Origin of the sequence: Pseudoalteromonas luteoviolacea S2607, assembly GCF_001625575.1 — a bacterium.
Taxonomy (GTDB): domain Bacteria; phylum Pseudomonadota; class Gammaproteobacteria; order Enterobacterales; family Alteromonadaceae; genus Pseudoalteromonas; species Pseudoalteromonas luteoviolacea_E.
The window spans coordinates 40,605-55,592 of record NZ_AUXV01000072.1 but is presented as its reverse complement, the minus strand read 5'-3'; the positions used below and the strand labels follow the sequence as shown (position 1 = coordinate 55,592).

At 42.9% G+C, this 14,988-nt stretch carries 14 protein-coding genes; 9 read left to right on the top strand and 5 right to left on the bottom strand.

Features of this window, described 5'->3' with window-relative positions:
• Positions 1-2: 2 nt before the first annotated feature.
• The 3 genes from bamB to N480_RS21945 all read left to right on the top strand — a co-directional run bounded on the left by bamB (position 3) and on the right by N480_RS21945 (position 3,271).
• Positions 3-1,178, top strand: a complete 1,176-nt coding sequence (gene bamB / locus N480_RS21955) for an outer membrane protein assembly factor BamB (protein WP_063374579.1) — start codon at positions 3-5, stop codon at positions 1,176-1,178.
• A 72-nt stretch (positions 1,179-1,250) separates the two neighbouring features.
• Entirely contained in the window at positions 1,251-2,723 is a 1,473-nt protein-coding gene (gene der / locus N480_RS21950; RefSeq protein WP_063374578.1) for a ribosome biogenesis GTPase Der, read from the top strand.
• Positions 2,724-2,881: 158 nt separating this feature from the next.
• Entirely contained in the window at positions 2,882-3,271 is a 390-nt protein-coding gene (locus tag N480_RS21945) for a VOC family protein (protein ID WP_063374577.1), read from the top strand.
• On the opposite strand, the gene N480_RS21940 is transcribed toward N480_RS21945, so the two are convergent.
• From N480_RS21940 to N480_RS21925, 4 genes are all read right to left on the bottom strand, one after another.
• Positions 3,248-3,598, bottom strand: a complete 351-nt coding sequence (locus tag N480_RS21940; RefSeq protein ID WP_063374576.1) for a DUF2750 domain-containing protein — start codon at positions 3,596-3,598, stop codon at positions 3,248-3,250. The two genes, N480_RS21945 and N480_RS21940, sit on opposite strands and share 24 nt — an antisense overlap.
• Before the next feature lie 19 nt (positions 3,599-3,617).
• Positions 3,618-4,196: a glutathione S-transferase family protein gene (locus tag N480_RS21935; protein ID WP_063374575.1), complete on the bottom strand. Its 579-nt coding sequence runs from the start codon at positions 4,194-4,196 to the stop codon at positions 3,618-3,620.
• Between the two features lie 166 nt (positions 4,197-4,362).
• Positions 4,363-4,644, bottom strand: coding sequence for a peptidylprolyl isomerase (locus tag N480_RS21930; RefSeq protein WP_063374574.1), 282 nt, complete (start codon positions 4,642-4,644; stop codon positions 4,363-4,365).
• A gap of 70 nt (positions 4,645-4,714) precedes the next feature.
• Entirely contained in the window at positions 4,715-5,248 is a 534-nt protein-coding gene (locus N480_RS21925) for a glutathione peroxidase (RefSeq protein ID WP_063374573.1), read from the bottom strand.
• Positions 5,249-5,452: 204 nt separating this feature from the next.
• On the opposite strand from N480_RS21925, the gene N480_RS21920 reads away from it, so the two are divergent.
• A complete protein-coding gene (locus N480_RS21920; protein WP_063374572.1) occupies positions 5,453-7,405 on the top strand; it encodes an ATP-binding protein in 1,953 nt (650 codons plus the stop codon).
• A gap of 59 nt (positions 7,406-7,464) precedes the next feature.
• A complete protein-coding gene (locus N480_RS21915) occupies positions 7,465-8,607 on the top strand; it encodes a response regulator (protein WP_063374571.1) in 1,143 nt (380 codons plus the stop codon).
• 1 nt (position 8,608) lies between these two features.
• Here the strand turns inward: N480_RS21915 and queG are convergent, their stop codons facing one another.
• Entirely contained in the window at positions 8,609-9,745 is a 1,137-nt protein-coding gene (gene queG, locus N480_RS21910; protein ID WP_419554956.1) for a tRNA epoxyqueuosine(34) reductase QueG, read from the bottom strand.
• Positions 9,746-9,748: 3 nt separating this feature from the next.
• Between queG and N480_RS21905 the strand changes: the two genes are divergently transcribed.
• From N480_RS21905 to mutL, 4 genes are read left to right on the top strand one after another with little or no spacing between them, the layout of a single operon-like run.
• A complete protein-coding gene (locus tag N480_RS21905) occupies positions 9,749-11,236 on the top strand; it encodes an NAD(P)H-hydrate dehydratase (protein ID WP_063374569.1) in 1,488 nt (495 codons plus the stop codon).
• A complete protein-coding gene (tsaE, locus tag N480_RS21900; protein WP_063374568.1) occupies positions 11,233-11,709 on the top strand; it encodes a tRNA (adenosine(37)-N6)-threonylcarbamoyltransferase complex ATPase subunit type 1 TsaE in 477 nt (158 codons plus the stop codon). Before N480_RS21905 ends, tsaE begins: the two co-directional genes overlap by 4 nt.
• 31 nt (positions 11,710-11,740) lie before the next feature.
• Positions 11,741-13,042, top strand: coding sequence for an N-acetylmuramoyl-L-alanine amidase (locus N480_RS21895; protein WP_231102302.1), 1,302 nt, complete (start codon positions 11,741-11,743; stop codon positions 13,040-13,042).
• Between the two features lie 4 nt (positions 13,043-13,046).
• Positions 13,047-14,969 (top strand): DNA mismatch repair endonuclease MutL, encoded by a 1,923-nt coding sequence (gene mutL / locus N480_RS21890; RefSeq protein WP_063374566.1) that lies wholly within the window; start codon positions 13,047-13,049, stop codon positions 14,967-14,969.
• Positions 14,970-14,988 lie beyond the last annotated feature (19 nt).

The window sequence follows — 14,988 nt, the reverse complement described above, 5'->3', positions numbered from 1 at the left end:
CCATGAAGAAGTTGACTATGGCCTCATTGGCGCTGTGTATGGCGTCACTTCTGGGTTGTTCTTCAAGTGATGATGAAGAAGAGCTGGTATTACCTGAAATTGTGAATCAGTTTGAACCACAAACGGTTTGGCAGGAGTCTTTGGGAGATGGTGTAGAACATTATTTCTCTCGTTTGACACCTACCACACATAACGAGCGACTTTTTGTTGCTGAGCGCAAAGGGCGTGTTGCTGCATTTGATGTAGAAAGTGGTGAAACCTTGTGGGAAGTTGATACGCGTGAAGAAACATCGTTTTGGCCATGGGCCGATGATGATTCGGCAAAGCTATCAGGCGGCATATTACAAGCTTTTGGTAAAATCTATATCGGTTCAGAGCATGGTGAAGTGATTGCACTTGATCGTGAAACTGGTGAAACGGTTTGGCGCAAAGCTGTACCCGGTGAGGCTCTATCCACACCTAGCGCAGGTGATGGATTAATATATGTCAACTTAGGCTCTGGTAAATTATTAGCGCTTCACCCGGACACAGGTGAGCAGCGCTGGAGTTACGAACAAGAAGTTCCAGCGTTAACGCTGCGTGGTCTTAGTTCACCGACCTCAGCCAACGGCGGTGTGCTTGTGGGTGAAGAGAGCGGTAAGTTAACGGTACTCATCGCTGACAGCGGGTTTTCTGCTTGGAGCACCGACATCGCTTTGGCTGAAGGCTCATCTGAATTTGAACGTTTGGTTGATGTAGACACAAAACCGGTCGTATCCGGTGCGTATGTTTACACGATAGCGTATAATGGCAAACTTGCTGCACTTGACGTACGTTCAGGCAACGTGGTTTGGGACCGTGAATACAGTAGCTATCGAGATTTGACGATTGAGTTGAATACCATTTACTTGGTAGATAGTGAAGGTGTGCTCTATGCTCTAGATAAAGACTCGGGCACAGAACGTTGGAGCCAATCGGGTTTACGTGGTTGGTACCTAACAGCGCCTGCAATCGCTGGTGATTATGTTGTGGTTGGTGATCAGGAAGGTAATCTGCACTGGCTAGATAAGAAAACCGGTGCGTTAGTCTCACGGCAAGAGTTTGATGATTCAGGCTTTTTTGTAGAGCCAATCGTGGTTGATGACAAGCTATTTGTCTACACCCGAGATGGTGAGATAAGTGCGATAAAAGTTCCTTAGTAGTTACTAGGTCAAAAATTTTGTAAGGCTTCGCACTGCGAAGCCTTTTGTTGTTTAAAAAAGAGGTAGTCTATGCTTCCTGTGATCGCTCTGGTAGGGCGGCCGAATGTGGGTAAGTCCACATTATTTAATCGATTAACGCGTACTCGTGACGCACTAGTCGCCGACTTTCCTGGTCTGACACGTGATCGTAAATACGGTCAGGCAGATTACGATGGCTATGAATTCATTGTTGTTGATACTGGCGGTATTGATGGCAGTGAAGAAGGTATTGAAACTGAGATGGCAGAGCAATCGCTTCTTGCAATTGAAGAAGCCGATATCGTTTTGTTTTTGGTAGATGCGCGTGCTGGTATGACAGCAGCTGATCAAGCCATTGCTCAGCACTTGCGAAAACAGGAAAAGAAAAGCTTTATTGTTGCCAATAAAACGGATGGCATAGACGCAGATTCTAGCTGTGCAGAGTTTTATCAATTGGCTCTGGGTGACATTCATCATATTGCAGCGGCTCATGGGCGTGGTGTTACTCAACTCCTTGAAGCGACATTAGGCCCAATAGTTGCCGAGCTCGCGCAGCAAGAAGACGACATTGAACAGAGCGATGAAAGCATTGCAGAGCTTTACCTAGAGGGTGAAGAAGCACCTGAAGAAGGTAAATCAGGTTTTGAAGATAAACCTGTAAAGTTGGCGATAATTGGCCGACCGAATGTAGGTAAATCAACGCTGACAAACCGAATTTTAGGTGAAGAGAGGGTGATTGTTTATGATATGCCTGGCACCACCCGAGATTCAATTTACATCCCAATGACGCGCAATGAGCGTGAGTATGTCTTAATCGATACTGCCGGTGTTCGTAAGCGCAAAAAAGTCAGCGATGTCGTTGAGAAGTTTTCAGTCATTAAAACGCTTAAAGCCATCGAAGACGCAAATGTTATCTTACTGGTGGTTGATGCTCGAGAGGGTATTTCTGATCAGGATCTAAGCCTATTAGGTTTTGCGCTTAACTCTGGTCGCTCACTCGTTATTGCAGTGAATAAGTGGGACGGTTTAGACAACTACGTCAAAGAGCGTATTAAATCTGAATTAGACAGAAGACTTGGCTTTATCGACTTTGCACGTTTACATTTTATTTCGGCATTGCACGGAACTGGGGTTGGTCACTTATTTGAGTCAGTAGACGAAGCTTATGAGTCTGCAACGAAACGTGTTAGTACAGCAATGTTAAGACGTATTATGGATATGGCGCAAGCTGACCATCAGCCACCATTGGTTCGTGGTCGCCGCGTTAAATTGAAATACGCACACGCAGGTGGCTATAACCCACCTAGAATTGTTATCCATGGTAATCAGGTTCATGATTTACCTGATAGTTATAAACGTTATTTAATGAACTACTATCGTAAAGCCTTAAATATTATGGGTACACCGATAAAAATTGAGTTCAGAGAAGGCGATAACCCTTATTCAGGGCGCACAAACAAGATGACGTTGTCTCAAAAACGTAAGCTTAGAGCGTTTACCAAAGAGCAGAGAAATAAATCTTGATAAAAAAATGGCGCATAAAGCGCCATTTTTTTATGTCACTTCCTCCTCACCTTTTTTCATTCACCAATGGCGTTCAATAGGCTGGACATGAGCATAATTCTTTACGCTGCTCATTAATTATGCTTTATTAGTATTTATTTGCTTAACTTATTGTTGTGATGCATTTTCTTAAAACGGTCATTTATGTAGATGACGTAGAAGAAGTCTTAGATTTTTATTTCCAAGCTTTTGGACTCAGCGCGCACTCAGTGACAGAAAATGGTGATTATGGAGAGCTTGAAACGGGTACTGTCTTGTTGGCATTTGCAACTCATCCTGTGGCGCAATCTCAGTTTAAACAAACCTATATTCGTTCTCAACCAAAGCAGCCTGCTTTAGGGTTTGAACTGACTTTGGGGTGTGAGAATGTGTCTAGCAGTTATGACAAAGCTGTAGCGGCTGGAGCAGAACCACTGTCTGCACCAAGCCAAAAGGGAATACATACACAAGCGTATGTACGCGCTATTGAAGGGACATTAATCGCCTTAGTCAGCGAGAGCGCGAGCTAAACTCACAGGCTCTATTTCAACGCACACATTGTCGTTATTCCAGTTTATTCCAATAAGCGCGTTATCGTCTCTTAGGTCTTCAACCCACTCATCTAGGAATGAATCTAGATCAATTGCGATCGGTTTGAATTCATCCCACTCGTCTTTGCATTGCTCTAATGCAGCTGACTCGTCAGCCCACAACAATAACACGTCAGATTCTTCGAATTGATTTGACTCAACAATTACAAAGCCGCCGTCTTCTGCTCCAAGGGCCCACACCTGCTCACTTTGCTTTACGATAGTTACAAAGTTGACCACTTCCGATTCTAACTCAAGATCATTCATATTATTTACCAGTTAAAAATTAGCTGCGAGGATCCGTTTCTTGTGCACTTGCATGCGTCCGCCATCTCTCTACATGGCTTAATAGACCATCAAAGCCAGACAGGTCAGTCAGATTTCTAAATTGGATCCAGTCTAACAGGCAGTATAAACTGATCTGCAAATACTCGCAGTTCAAAAATACATCTGTCGTACATTGCTTATCTAAATAGGTCAATGTTTCAGTTATTCGTTCACGCTGCAAATTAAAGAACAATACATCTGCTTGCGTATCTAGCTCTGAGCGTTGGCCAAGTAATATCTCAACTAATGAATCGTTACATGCATTGATGGTAGTTAGTAAATTTTCTTGTGCCCAATTTAAATGCGGTAAAGAATATTTATCTTGTAAATATCGAGCGATAACATTGGAGTCATTTATTACTTGGTCCCCACACACTAAAAATGGAATTTTTCTGGCGGGGTTGTGCTCAATCAGTACTTTGCGCTCTTCTGGGTCGAATATGTTCAATGTTTTATATTCATAAGACAATTCGTGTCGTGTGCAGTACATGCGCAATCTTCTTACGTAAGGAGAGGTATTCGAACCGTATAAAATCATTGTTATTCCCTTATTCATCAATTGCTAAAAAAGGTAGCATGACAAATAGAATAGCCAAAGTATACGGGAATATAATAAAAGATTTCGGTAGAGGGGAGTAGAGCACTCAAAAGGTGCTTTTAAATTGGGGCAATGACAGCGTGCTGCCAGATTGCCCACTGTGAAGTTAGTCTTGTCGACTGGTTACTTCGAGTAAGTGAAAGCCAAACTGTGTTTGAACTGGCCCTTGAACTTCGTTCAATGGTGCTGAAAACACCACTTTATCGAATTCAGGTACCATCATGCCTGGTCCAAATTCACCAAGTGCACCACCATCTTGACCGGAAGGACAGTTAGAAAACTCTTTTGCCAATGCTGCAAAATCTTCGCCGTCATCTATTCTCTTTTTGAGTTCTAAACATTGCGCTTCACTATCCACTAAAATATGTCTTGCACTTGCTAATGTCATGTTCTCTCCATGCTTGCCTCAATTTAGTTCATACATTATTCTAATGCAAAAGTGCCAAAAACGCATGCTTTTACCTTATTTCCTTTTCAATCGCAGTGGTTAGTTCTTCCGATAGTGGCTTTGTCCTACTCCCAAAACGTTGAATTTCTTTTCTATCTGCAGAAACGAGGTATTTGTAAAAATTCCATTTTGGAGAGCCCACTTTATCACCTAAATGCTTGAATATGGCGTTGGCATCATCCCCTCTAACATCACTCGTAGCGATCATTGTGAAAGTCACACCGTAATTCACAAAGCACACTTTAGCGGTGTCTGCTTCATCATTTTCCTCTTGAAAGAAATCGTCAGAAGGGAACCCAACAACGACAAGGCCTTTGTCTTTGTACTTTTGGTGAAGCTTTTCTAAATCTTCAAACTGCCCTGTGAAACCGCAGTTGCTGGCGGTGTTAACTAATAACAATGGTTTATCTTTAAATTGGCACAAGTTGATGGTGTCTTTAGAGCGCAGCTTTCTCATTTCAACGTTAGTAAAATCGTCGCATTTTGCTACTGAAAATGGGCTGGCCAATGCGATTGAGGCTGCCAAAATAGTTTGTTTTATCATGGTGTAGTCCGTGTTTTTATTAGTTATACGTAGATAAAGAAAAATAGTTCAGCCGAAGCCTTTGGTGCGTGCAGTGTACGCCTATATATTAAGCATTGTGCCGTAATATGAATAGCTTGGTCGAGTCCTTTGGTGCAATAAATTTTTATTAGCTTTGATTTATTTCTACTACACTGGATCTTACTATGGATACAGGACGTTGCTATGTCGAATAAGGTTTTGATCATAGATAGTAATAGTGTTTTAGCGATGCGCATTAAAGTACTATTTGAGCTATTAGGCAGTGAAGTTGAACATATTCACTATGAGTCATTAGATGCTGATATCGCGTTTTCTAATTTTGATGTCATTGCCATTGCTCATGGCATTCCACAAGAATATTTCGAGACCCTTGAGCTACTCAGCCAGCATGAGAAGATTATTCTTTTAGCCCCCAAACCCGAAAATTCAGAGCATCTAAGTGCATTCAGTCAACTAAATCGTGTGCTATCTAATGCCATCGTTATCTACCCTTTTTTTGGCAACAAAGAAATAACCGGGCTACTAGAAAGGGTTTTAGAGATTGGTGAACAAGCGCAATTATTACTGCCTAAAGTACTACTGGTTGATCATTTACCCAGCAGACTAAAACAGCTCTCGGTGAGTTTACGCGGTGCCCAATTGGATGTGAAGACAGCAAGTAGTGGTAAAGAGGTTGAGGAGCTGATAAAGCACAGCCTATTTGACTTACTTATTTGTGATTTCAATCTAGAGCGGGAAACAGGCTTGGACATCTTTGAACTGGTACGTCAAGTTCAAGTCAATTGTCGTTGTTTACTCATGACATCGCGTGAAAGCCAAGTCGACATGCTGAAAGCTATTCGAGAAGGCGTTGAAGATGTGCTGACTAAACCTGTTGATGAAAACGCACTGCTGCAGTCACTACACAAGCTGTGGCAAACCGAATTATTGAGGCGACACAATCAAGAATTAGTAGAAAGGTTGCAAGATACCGTTGATGCACTGATCGAGCGAGATAGTTTGCTGCGAGTAATTTATAAGCATACTCCCGATCCAATTATGCTCTTTAATTTGAAGGGGTATGTCATAGAAGCAAATGATGCTTGCCTTAACTTATTCGGCTTGAATGCCGAAGAGTTAGAAGCGCACTCTATTTTCAACCTATTTGAAAAGCAGTCTGTTGAAGCGTTACAAAATTGCATAGAAACGAGTTTAATTGCGCGTCACTTTGATTGTGAATTGGTGTTGCCGAGAAATGACGGATTATCGATCCCTTTAATGGGCACCTTTATTGAAATCGATCATCATGGAGAAATAGCGCTCGCAGCTATCTTCAAAAATGTTGCGCATCTAAAACGCAAGCAACAGCTACTGGAAGAAGCTAAGGAAGTATTAGAGGCAGAAGTGCAAGCGAGGACTTATCAGTTACAGTCTGCCAAGGATGCCGCAGAGAGGGCGAATATCAGTAAATCTGAATTTTTAGCGAATATGTCCCATGAATTAAGGACGCCGATGCACTCTATTTTGAGTTTTGCACGATTTGGGTTAGATAAACTGAAGGCACAAGAAGCCCCCAAAGAAAAGTTAAATAAATATCTTTCAAGGATTGAGACCAGTGGCGAGCGCTTGTTAATGCTACTGAACAATTTACTTGATCTATCTAAGTTAGATGCGGGTAGATTTCCGTTTAACCCCAGTGATAATAACTTTGTTTCGCTGCTCAAAGAGGGGATTGAAGATGTGTCTGGTTCGGCAATGGAAAAGTGTATCTCCATTAATTTACACGCGGATGACAAAAGTCTGGTGATTTACTGCGACCGAGATCAGATGATACAGGTGGTGCGCAATTTACTTGGTAATGCCTTAAAGTTCAGCCCCGATAATAGCCAAGTACAAGTTTATCTGTCTGCGGATGATAGCAAGTTGTACCTCACAATTTGTGATCAAGGCGTGGGGATTCCAAGCGATGAACTTGAGCATATTTTTGATAAATTTGCGCAAAGTAGTAAAACAAATAGTGGTGCAGGGGGCACTGGGTTAGGGCTTGCGATTTGTAAGGAGTTCATTTTGCTGCACAAAGGGTGCATTTATGCACGAAACAGTGATTCTGGAGGAGCTGAATTTGTTATTGAGCTGCCAAGAAGCAAGGCTAACTAGCGACAGGTAGGATCAGTGTCTATAACTATTAGTAATAAAACTCAAAAGGATATTTAGCGATGGCATTACAACGAATTTTGGCTGTGGATGACGAACCCTTTAATCTTGAAATCATCGAAGAAATACTTGAAGACCTCGATTTCGAAGTGCAAACAGCGACAAGTGGGCATGAGTGTTTAGAAATTGTCGGGGATTTTGACCCTCAAGTTATTCTACTTGATGTGAGTATGCCGCAAATGAGTGGTTATGAGGTGTGTAAAGCCATCAAAGCTGACCCCAAATTGCAGCATATTATCGTCATGTTCGTATCAGCGAGAGGGTCTGTAGAAGAGCGCATGGAGGGATATTCTGTCGGTGCCGAAGATTACATTGTTAAGCCTTTTGGACATAGTGAACTCAAAGCAAAGTTACTGCATTTAGGGCAAATGTTGTTAGAAAAAGACATTTTAGAGCAGCAAGTTGAAGATGCTACGACTACCGCATTTAGTGCAATGGCGACAAGCAGCGAAATGGGACAAATTGTCAATTTTGTTGAGCAGGTTGGTGCGATTCAAGACGTGTCTGAGCTCGCCGATGCCTTGATAAGTTGTTTGGCCAACTTTGGTTTGAGTTGCAATATTGAGATGCGCGTAGACAGCGATAGGTTGCATTTCGCCTCAACAGGGATGTGTTCGCCAATTGTAATTGAGCTTTTTGAAATTCTTCACTCAAAAGGGCGGCTTCATGAGTTTACCAGCCGAATTCTGGTTAACTATGAATTACTCAGCGTACTGATTTTGAATATGCCATCTGAAGATCCAGATAAACACGGGCGCATACGAGACCACATATGCTTTATAGTCAGTGTTACTGAGCAGCAGTTGATGTCCATTTTGACAAAGAACCAACTTATCAGCCAACAGTCTGAATTGAACGGAGCGATAAAGACAATCCACAGTAAGTTTACTGGATTGTTATCCATGCTTAACAATAATCGCTCTCAAAACGAGGCGATATTTAAGAGGCTACAAGAACTATTTGAATCTCGGATCCCAACTATGGGGCTCGATGAGGACCAAGAAGTGTTTATTTTTCGTCATATCGATGAGGCTATTCAAAGTTCAGTTGCGAGAGAAGAAGCCATTTCTCAAGTTAAGGAGGCGTTTTCAGAAATTGAAAACGACTTGTGTTTGTTAACGAATAAAGACGCCACGCATAATTAAGCTAGGCGTCACGAGGTAAGCCTTTTTCAATGATACGAATGAGTCTTGCCTTTTTTCGCTCATCTTGCTGTTTTTGTTTTTGTTGTGTAATTGCCCACTGAATGTGCTCTGCAACCAATGATGAGGCTGATTGCAACTTGTCTGAAAGCGCACGTATGATGTTGTCATTAAAGTCAGCATTACCCAAACCCACGGCAAGGTTTCTAAGCCAGCGTTCGTGCCCGATTCGCCTTATAGGGCTGCCCTCGGTATTTTTTAAAAAGGTACTCTCATCCCACGCGAATAGCTCAAGCATCTCTCTATCTTTGATTGTTTTTCGGGGATGAAAGTCGGCTTCTTCAGTGAGTTGACCAAATCGATTCCAAGGACAAACGAGTTGACAGTCGTCGCAACCGTAAATTCTATTACCGAGTAATGGGCGAAATTCTTCGGGGATAGCGCCTTGTAGTTCAATGGTTAGGTATGAAATACACCGTCTTGCATCGACGACATAAGGTTCGACAATGGCGCCTGTTGGGCACAAACTAATACAAGCATTACATTTGCCACAGCCTTCTTCTACCTTAATGTCGTCTGCAGGCAAAGGGAGATCGACAAATAACTCACCAAGAAAAAACCATGAGCCAGCTTGCTTATGAATAAGTAAGCTGTTTTTACCTCGCCAACCTAGGCCTGCCTTTTCGGCAATTTGCCGCTCTAAAACGGGCGCTGAGTCAACAAATGGGCGAAACCCATATTGGCCAACCTCTTGTTCAATACGTTGGCCTAGTTTTTTTAGCCTATTTCTCAATACCTTGTGATAATCTCGTCCTAAGGCATAGCGGCTAATGTATGCTGTTGTGCTATTTTTAAGGGCTCTAGCAAAGCTGGCATCAGGCGGTAGGTAGTTCATTTTGACCGACACAATACTTTTTGTATCAGGCACCAACTCTGCCGGACGGGCACGCTTCATGCCATGTGCGGCCATATATTCCATTTCGCCGTGATACCCTAAGTCGAGCCATCTTTGAAGTTGGTTTTCATGCTCGCTCAAGTCAATATCACTGATACCTACCTCAGCAAAGCCTAATTCTTTGCCCCAATACTTAATTTTTTCTGCAAGTTCAGTATAGTTAATAGTAGGTCTAGCTTTATCCACGGAATGTCTATTTTGCAAGGTCAATACACACATAATTTACCACAAATTGCTTACTGCGCCCAAGAAGTTAAGCTCCATGAGGAGCAAGCCGCGCTAAATTCTGGCACAACGCTCAGAGAGTTAATGCAAAGAGCAGGTCATGCTTTATACGAATTGGTTCGTAACAAAGCAGTCAAGAATATCCTCATATTTACTGGCAAAGGTAATAATGCAGGTGATGGATTCATGTTGGCAAATCGCTGCTTACATGCACAAATTAACGTGACTGTTTGCGCTTTATTTGAGCCGACCTTGTTAACAGGTGACGCGGCAGAGGCATATCAGTTGTTTGGTCGCAGTGGTGGAAAAGTCGTTGCATTGAGATCTTGCTCAGAAAAAAAATACGATGCTATTGTCGATGCGGTGTTTGGGACGGGTTTTCGTGGTGAATTACCAGCACATGTAAAAGAAGCCTTTTCAGAGTACAACTCAAGTAAGGCGTGGAAGTTAGCGGTGGATATTCCAAGTGGCGTCAATGGCACCACATCGGAGGTGACAGAGGGAGCTTTTCACGCTGACACAACATTAACTTTTATTGCGCTCAAACAAGGGATGTTGACGGGGGTTGCACCAAGTTATAGTGGAGAAGTGCTACTTGCAGATCTTGGTATCGCAGATGCCTTTGGTGACTTATCTCATACAAACTGTTGTTACCCAGGTGGTAAATACCTCCGTTCTCTTCGCCCGCAAAGAGCGCCTGATAGCTATAAAAATCAGTGTGGGCATGTATTACTTGTGGGCGGTGGTAAGGGGATGGCTGGCGCAATTAGACTGGCGGCTGAAGCCTGCTTAAGAACCGGTGCGGGATTAGTTTCTGTCGCGACTCATCCCGACAATCAAGCCAGTGTTTTGCAAGGGCGATATGAATTAATGGTGCACGGTGTCTCTGTGGTTGCTGAACTAGAGGCTCTGTTGGCCAAAGCAGATGTTGTTGTAATAGGACCAGGTTTAGGACAAGATGCTTGGGCGCGAAAAATGTTTTCAGCTGTGAAAAAGTTTAAAGGAGCTGTGGTATGTGACGCTGATGGGCTCAATTTACTTGCACAAAGTCATCTTCCTTGGCATCGCGCAATTTTAACGCCACACTTAGGGGAAGCCAAACGCCTTTTAGACGATCACACAATTAATACTGAAAAACGCTTTGATTTGGCAGAGATGTTAAGTAAGCAGTATGCTGCTTGTATCGTATTGAAAGGCCCCGGGAGCTTAATTGTGGATGGAAAACGGATAAACATTAACCGCTCAGGCTCAGAAGCGATGGCGAGTGCTGGGATGGGGGATGTATTATCTGGTATAATTGCGGGTTTATTGGCACAAGGCTTGAATAGGTTTGAAGCGGCCACTCTTGGTGTGTATATTCATGGTCTTGCGGCTGAACAAGCCGCTCGTGATGGTCAACTAGGACTACTTGCGAGTGATTTATTTGTCCATATTAGAGGTATTATGGGATGAGCCAAAACAGTACTTTACAGCTTTCACTGGCAGATGAAGACGCAACAATTGCGCTCGGTCAGCAATTAGCGTTGGCAATTTGTGAGGGCGCTGTTTTTTACATGCACGGAGACTTGGGTGCAGGTAAAACCACAATGACGAGAGGTTTGGTACAAGGTCTTGGCCATGTTGGTAACGTTAAAAGTCCAACTTACACACTTGTTGAACCATATGAGTTAGCGACGAAGTCGGTATATCATTTTGATTTATATCGTTTAGGTGACCCAGAAGAATTAGAGTTTATGGGGATTCGAGATTACTTTTCTACTCAAGCTGTGTGTATAGTAGAGTGGCCTGAAAAAGGGCAGGGATATATTCCAAACCCGGACATAGACGTTTACTTAGCGTATGAAGGAGAGGCAAGAAGTGCATCTCTAGAAGCGCACAGTGAACGAGGAAAGCAAATATTAGCAACTATAAGTAGTTATGCGTAGTGCACAGAGTAAATACCTAAATATAATAATAATGTTAGTGCTGCTGGTCTTTGCAGCAGAAACGTTTGCTAAAAATGCCATCAACAATGTGCGTATTAGGCCATCCGCCGAAAGTACGCGCGTGGTATTTGATTTATCTAAAAAACCAGAGTTCAGCTATTTTGTTTTGCAAAAACCACTGAGGTTAGTGGTTGATTTTGAAAACACAAAAAAGTTGCCAAAGCTACCTAGTATTCCAAAAAGTCATCGAGTAATTAGCAAAATCCGTTACAGTTCGCCTAAGAAGAAAAGTAGCACGCGTGTTGTTTTTGAATTGAATAGGCCAACTAAACCTGTGATCTTTGCACTGGCACCGACTGGGTCTAGTTCAAATAGGTTAGTGGTTGACTTATATGGACAAAAGAAAGTTACAACATCAAAAACAAACAACAAAAAGCGTGAATTAAAACGTGATAGAGATATTGTGATTGCAATTGATGCCGGACACGGTGGTCAAGATCCAGGCTCGATAGGTCCGTCAGGAACGTATGAAAAGCATATCACCTTACAAATCGCGAAACGTCTAGCTAAGCTCATCGACAAAGAACCTGGTATGTCAGCAGAGCTTACACGAGGTGGAGATTACTTTCTAAAGTTAAATACACGAACCGCTAAGGCGAGAAAGCGGCGCGCGGATTTCTTTGTTTCTATTCACGCAGATGCATTTTCAAGTCCACAACCAAGAGGTGCATCTGTTTGGACTTTATCCTTACGTAGGGCGAATTCAGAAATAGGTAAATGGCTGGAGAATAAAGAAAAGCAATCTCAGCTGCTCGGTGGAGCTGCAGGGGTTATCAAAGACACTGAAAATGAAAAATACTTAGCAAAAGCCTTGTTGGATATGTCGATGGACCACTCGATGAAAACCGGTTTTCAGGTCGCTGAAGAGGTTGTAACTGAGCTGAAAAAGGTTGCAAAATTGCACAAAAAGCGCCCCCAAGCAGCAAATTTTGGCGTTTTGAAGTCTCCAGATATTCCGTCTATCTTAGTAGAAACTGGGTTTATTTCTAACCCACAAGAAGAAAGACAACTTAAAACGGCGTACCATCAGCAGCGCTTGGCCAATGCTGTTTTTGTGTCTATAAAACGGTATTACAAGCAGAATCCGCCAGATGATTCTCTTTTTGCAAGATTAAAAGAAAAGACGCCGCGTCATCACAAAGTTAAGCGTGGGGAGTCTTTAAGTTTGTTGGCTGCGCGTTATGGTACGACTGTATCGGCTCTGAAGAAACTCAATCGACTTAAGAACAATACGTTATATATAGGTCAAGTATTGACCATACCCAAGGCTTAAATTTATGGCTATAGAGATATTACCAGCTCGTCTGGCTAACCAAATTGCAGCAGGCGAAGTAGTTGAACGGCCTGCCTCTGTGGTTAAAGAGTTGGTTGAAAATAGCATTGACGCTGGCGCGACACGAATCCAAATCGATATAGAGCGGGGTGGTCATAAACTTATTCGCATTCGAGATAACGGCCATGGCATCGTCAAAGATGAGCTCGCTTTAGCACTGTCTCGCCATGCTACCAGCAAACTTAAAAACCTAGATGACTTAGAAGCAATTGCCTCTCTGGGATTTAGAGGGGAAGCTTTGGCGTCGATTAGTTCGGTGTCTAGATTGACTCTGAGTTCAAAACCAAAATCTCAAGACACAGCTTGGCAAGCTTGTGCTGAAGGTCGAGATATGGCGGTTCAGGTTCAGCCTACAGCGCATCCCGATGGTACAACAATAGAAGTAAAAGACTTATTTTTTAATACGCCGGCGAGACGAAAGTTTCTCCGCACAGAGAAAACAGAGTTTAGCCATATTGATGAACTTGTTAAGCGCATTGCATTGAGCCGGTTTGATGTTGCGATCACCTTGACCCACAATCAAAAAGTGGTTCGCCAGTTCCGAGCGCAATCTGACCCGCGTAGTATTGAACGTGTCGCTCATGTTGCCGGACGGGTGTTCCAACGCGAAGCAAGCTTTATTGAATCGGGTTATGAGGGGTTAGAGCTTTATGGATGGGTCTTGCCTTTAGGTAGCAATACTCAGCCACAATACACCTATGTGAATGGTCGAATGATGCGTGATAAATTGATCCTACACGCGATTCGTCAGGCATTTGAAGAGGCCACAGGGAGCCAAGAAACACCGGGGTTTGTGATTTATCTGAACCTTGATCCCAAGCAAGTAGATGTCAATGTACACCCAGCAAAGCATGAAGTCAGATTTCACCAAGCGCGACTTGTACATGATTTTATTGTGCAAGCAATTAAACAAGTTGTGGAGCCCTGCAATGCCAATTTTCTTGAGCCTGCGTTAACACCTGAGCCATCGCACGTTGAATCGGCTAATCAGCTGGAAGTTGCCATTCCATTGGAACAGCAGGTGATTCATCAAGATTATCGAACGCCCCTGCGCGAAAGTGATACGCAGATAAAGGAACCGGTGAATTTTGATAGACCATTAGAACAACACACTGCCAGAAGTGTCTCAACAAGCCAACCGTCGTATTCAGCTAGTCGCTCTACAGGGTCTAGTCGAGATTATAGTTCAGCGCCGACTCAGCAAAAGAAGGTTAATGTAAACCAGCTCTACCAAGCGTTTAACCAAGAAAAATCGAATGCCTCAGTCGTGCAGCAAGCGCGTCAGCTGGACTCGAATCAGAGCTTGGAGTCAGGGGGCGAATCGGTTGTCCAAACACAATGGATGGCGCTCCCGCAAGGTGCCATTTTGTTACAAGAGTCACAGCAGTTGTTGTTAACGCATGGTCGGTATGGTTTAAAACCGCTATGGCAGGAGCAAATTGAATCTGATGGCACTTTGCTGGGTAAAGCGCTTTTACTGCCCGTACGGGTAAACCAAAGCGCTGACGAAGCGCAGCTATTACAACAGGAAAGCTCTTGGCTAACCTTGTTAGGTTTTGAATTGCTATTTAAAGACAAGCACGTGATGGTGAAGAAATTACCCGTTAGCTTGTATAGCCTAGATGTTGGCCAGTGTATTTCACAGCTGTTAGAGACATGTCAAATTCTCCAAAGTTGTGAGTCTGATTTAAGTTATTGGATAGATTGGTTGTTATCTCATACACCAGATAGTTACTTTTCGTCTCAGCATTTTGAGATGGTTCGCGAAAAAATGCTAAAAAAACAGAAAAGCAGAGCAGCAATTACTGCAAAAGCAGTTAAAATAGAGCCAAATTATTTTTTAGATTTACTACCGAAAGGTCTTTAGTTTGCAGAATAAACCAGTT

Coding starts and splice junctions, on each gene's coding strand:
- N480_RS21925 (WP_063374573.1), bottom strand. CDS start 5,248: ATGATAAAACAAACTATTTTGGCAGCCTCAATCGCATTGGCCAGCCCA.
- N480_RS21905 (WP_063374569.1), top strand. CDS start 9,749: ATGTCTATTTTGCAAGGTCAATACACACATAATTTACCACAAATTGCT.
- N480_RS21895 (WP_231102302.1), top strand. CDS start 11,741: ATGTTAGTGCTGCTGGTCTTTGCAGCAGAAACGTTTGCTAAAAATGCC.
- N480_RS21945 (WP_063374577.1), top strand. CDS start 2,882: ATGCATTTTCTTAAAACGGTCATTTATGTAGATGACGTAGAAGAAGTC.
- bamB (WP_063374579.1), top strand. CDS start 3: ATGAAGAAGTTGACTATGGCCTCATTGGCGCTGTGTATGGCGTCACTT.
- der (WP_063374578.1), top strand. CDS start 1,251: ATGCTTCCTGTGATCGCTCTGGTAGGGCGGCCGAATGTGGGTAAGTCC.
- N480_RS21935 (WP_063374575.1), bottom strand. CDS start 4,196: ATGATTTTATACGGTTCGAATACCTCTCCTTACGTAAGAAGATTGCGC.
- N480_RS21930 (WP_063374574.1), bottom strand. CDS start 4,644: ATGACATTAGCAAGTGCAAGACATATTTTAGTGGATAGTGAAGCGCAA.
- tsaE (WP_063374568.1), top strand. CDS start 11,233: ATGAGCCAAAACAGTACTTTACAGCTTTCACTGGCAGATGAAGACGCA.
- N480_RS21915 (WP_063374571.1), top strand. CDS start 7,465: ATGGCATTACAACGAATTTTGGCTGTGGATGACGAACCCTTTAATCTT.
- N480_RS21940 (WP_063374576.1), bottom strand. CDS start 3,598: ATGAATGATCTTGAGTTAGAATCGGAAGTGGTCAACTTTGTAACTATC.
- N480_RS21920 (WP_063374572.1), top strand. CDS start 5,453: ATGTCGAATAAGGTTTTGATCATAGATAGTAATAGTGTTTTAGCGATG.
- mutL (WP_063374566.1), top strand. CDS start 13,047: ATGGCTATAGAGATATTACCAGCTCGTCTGGCTAACCAAATTGCAGCA.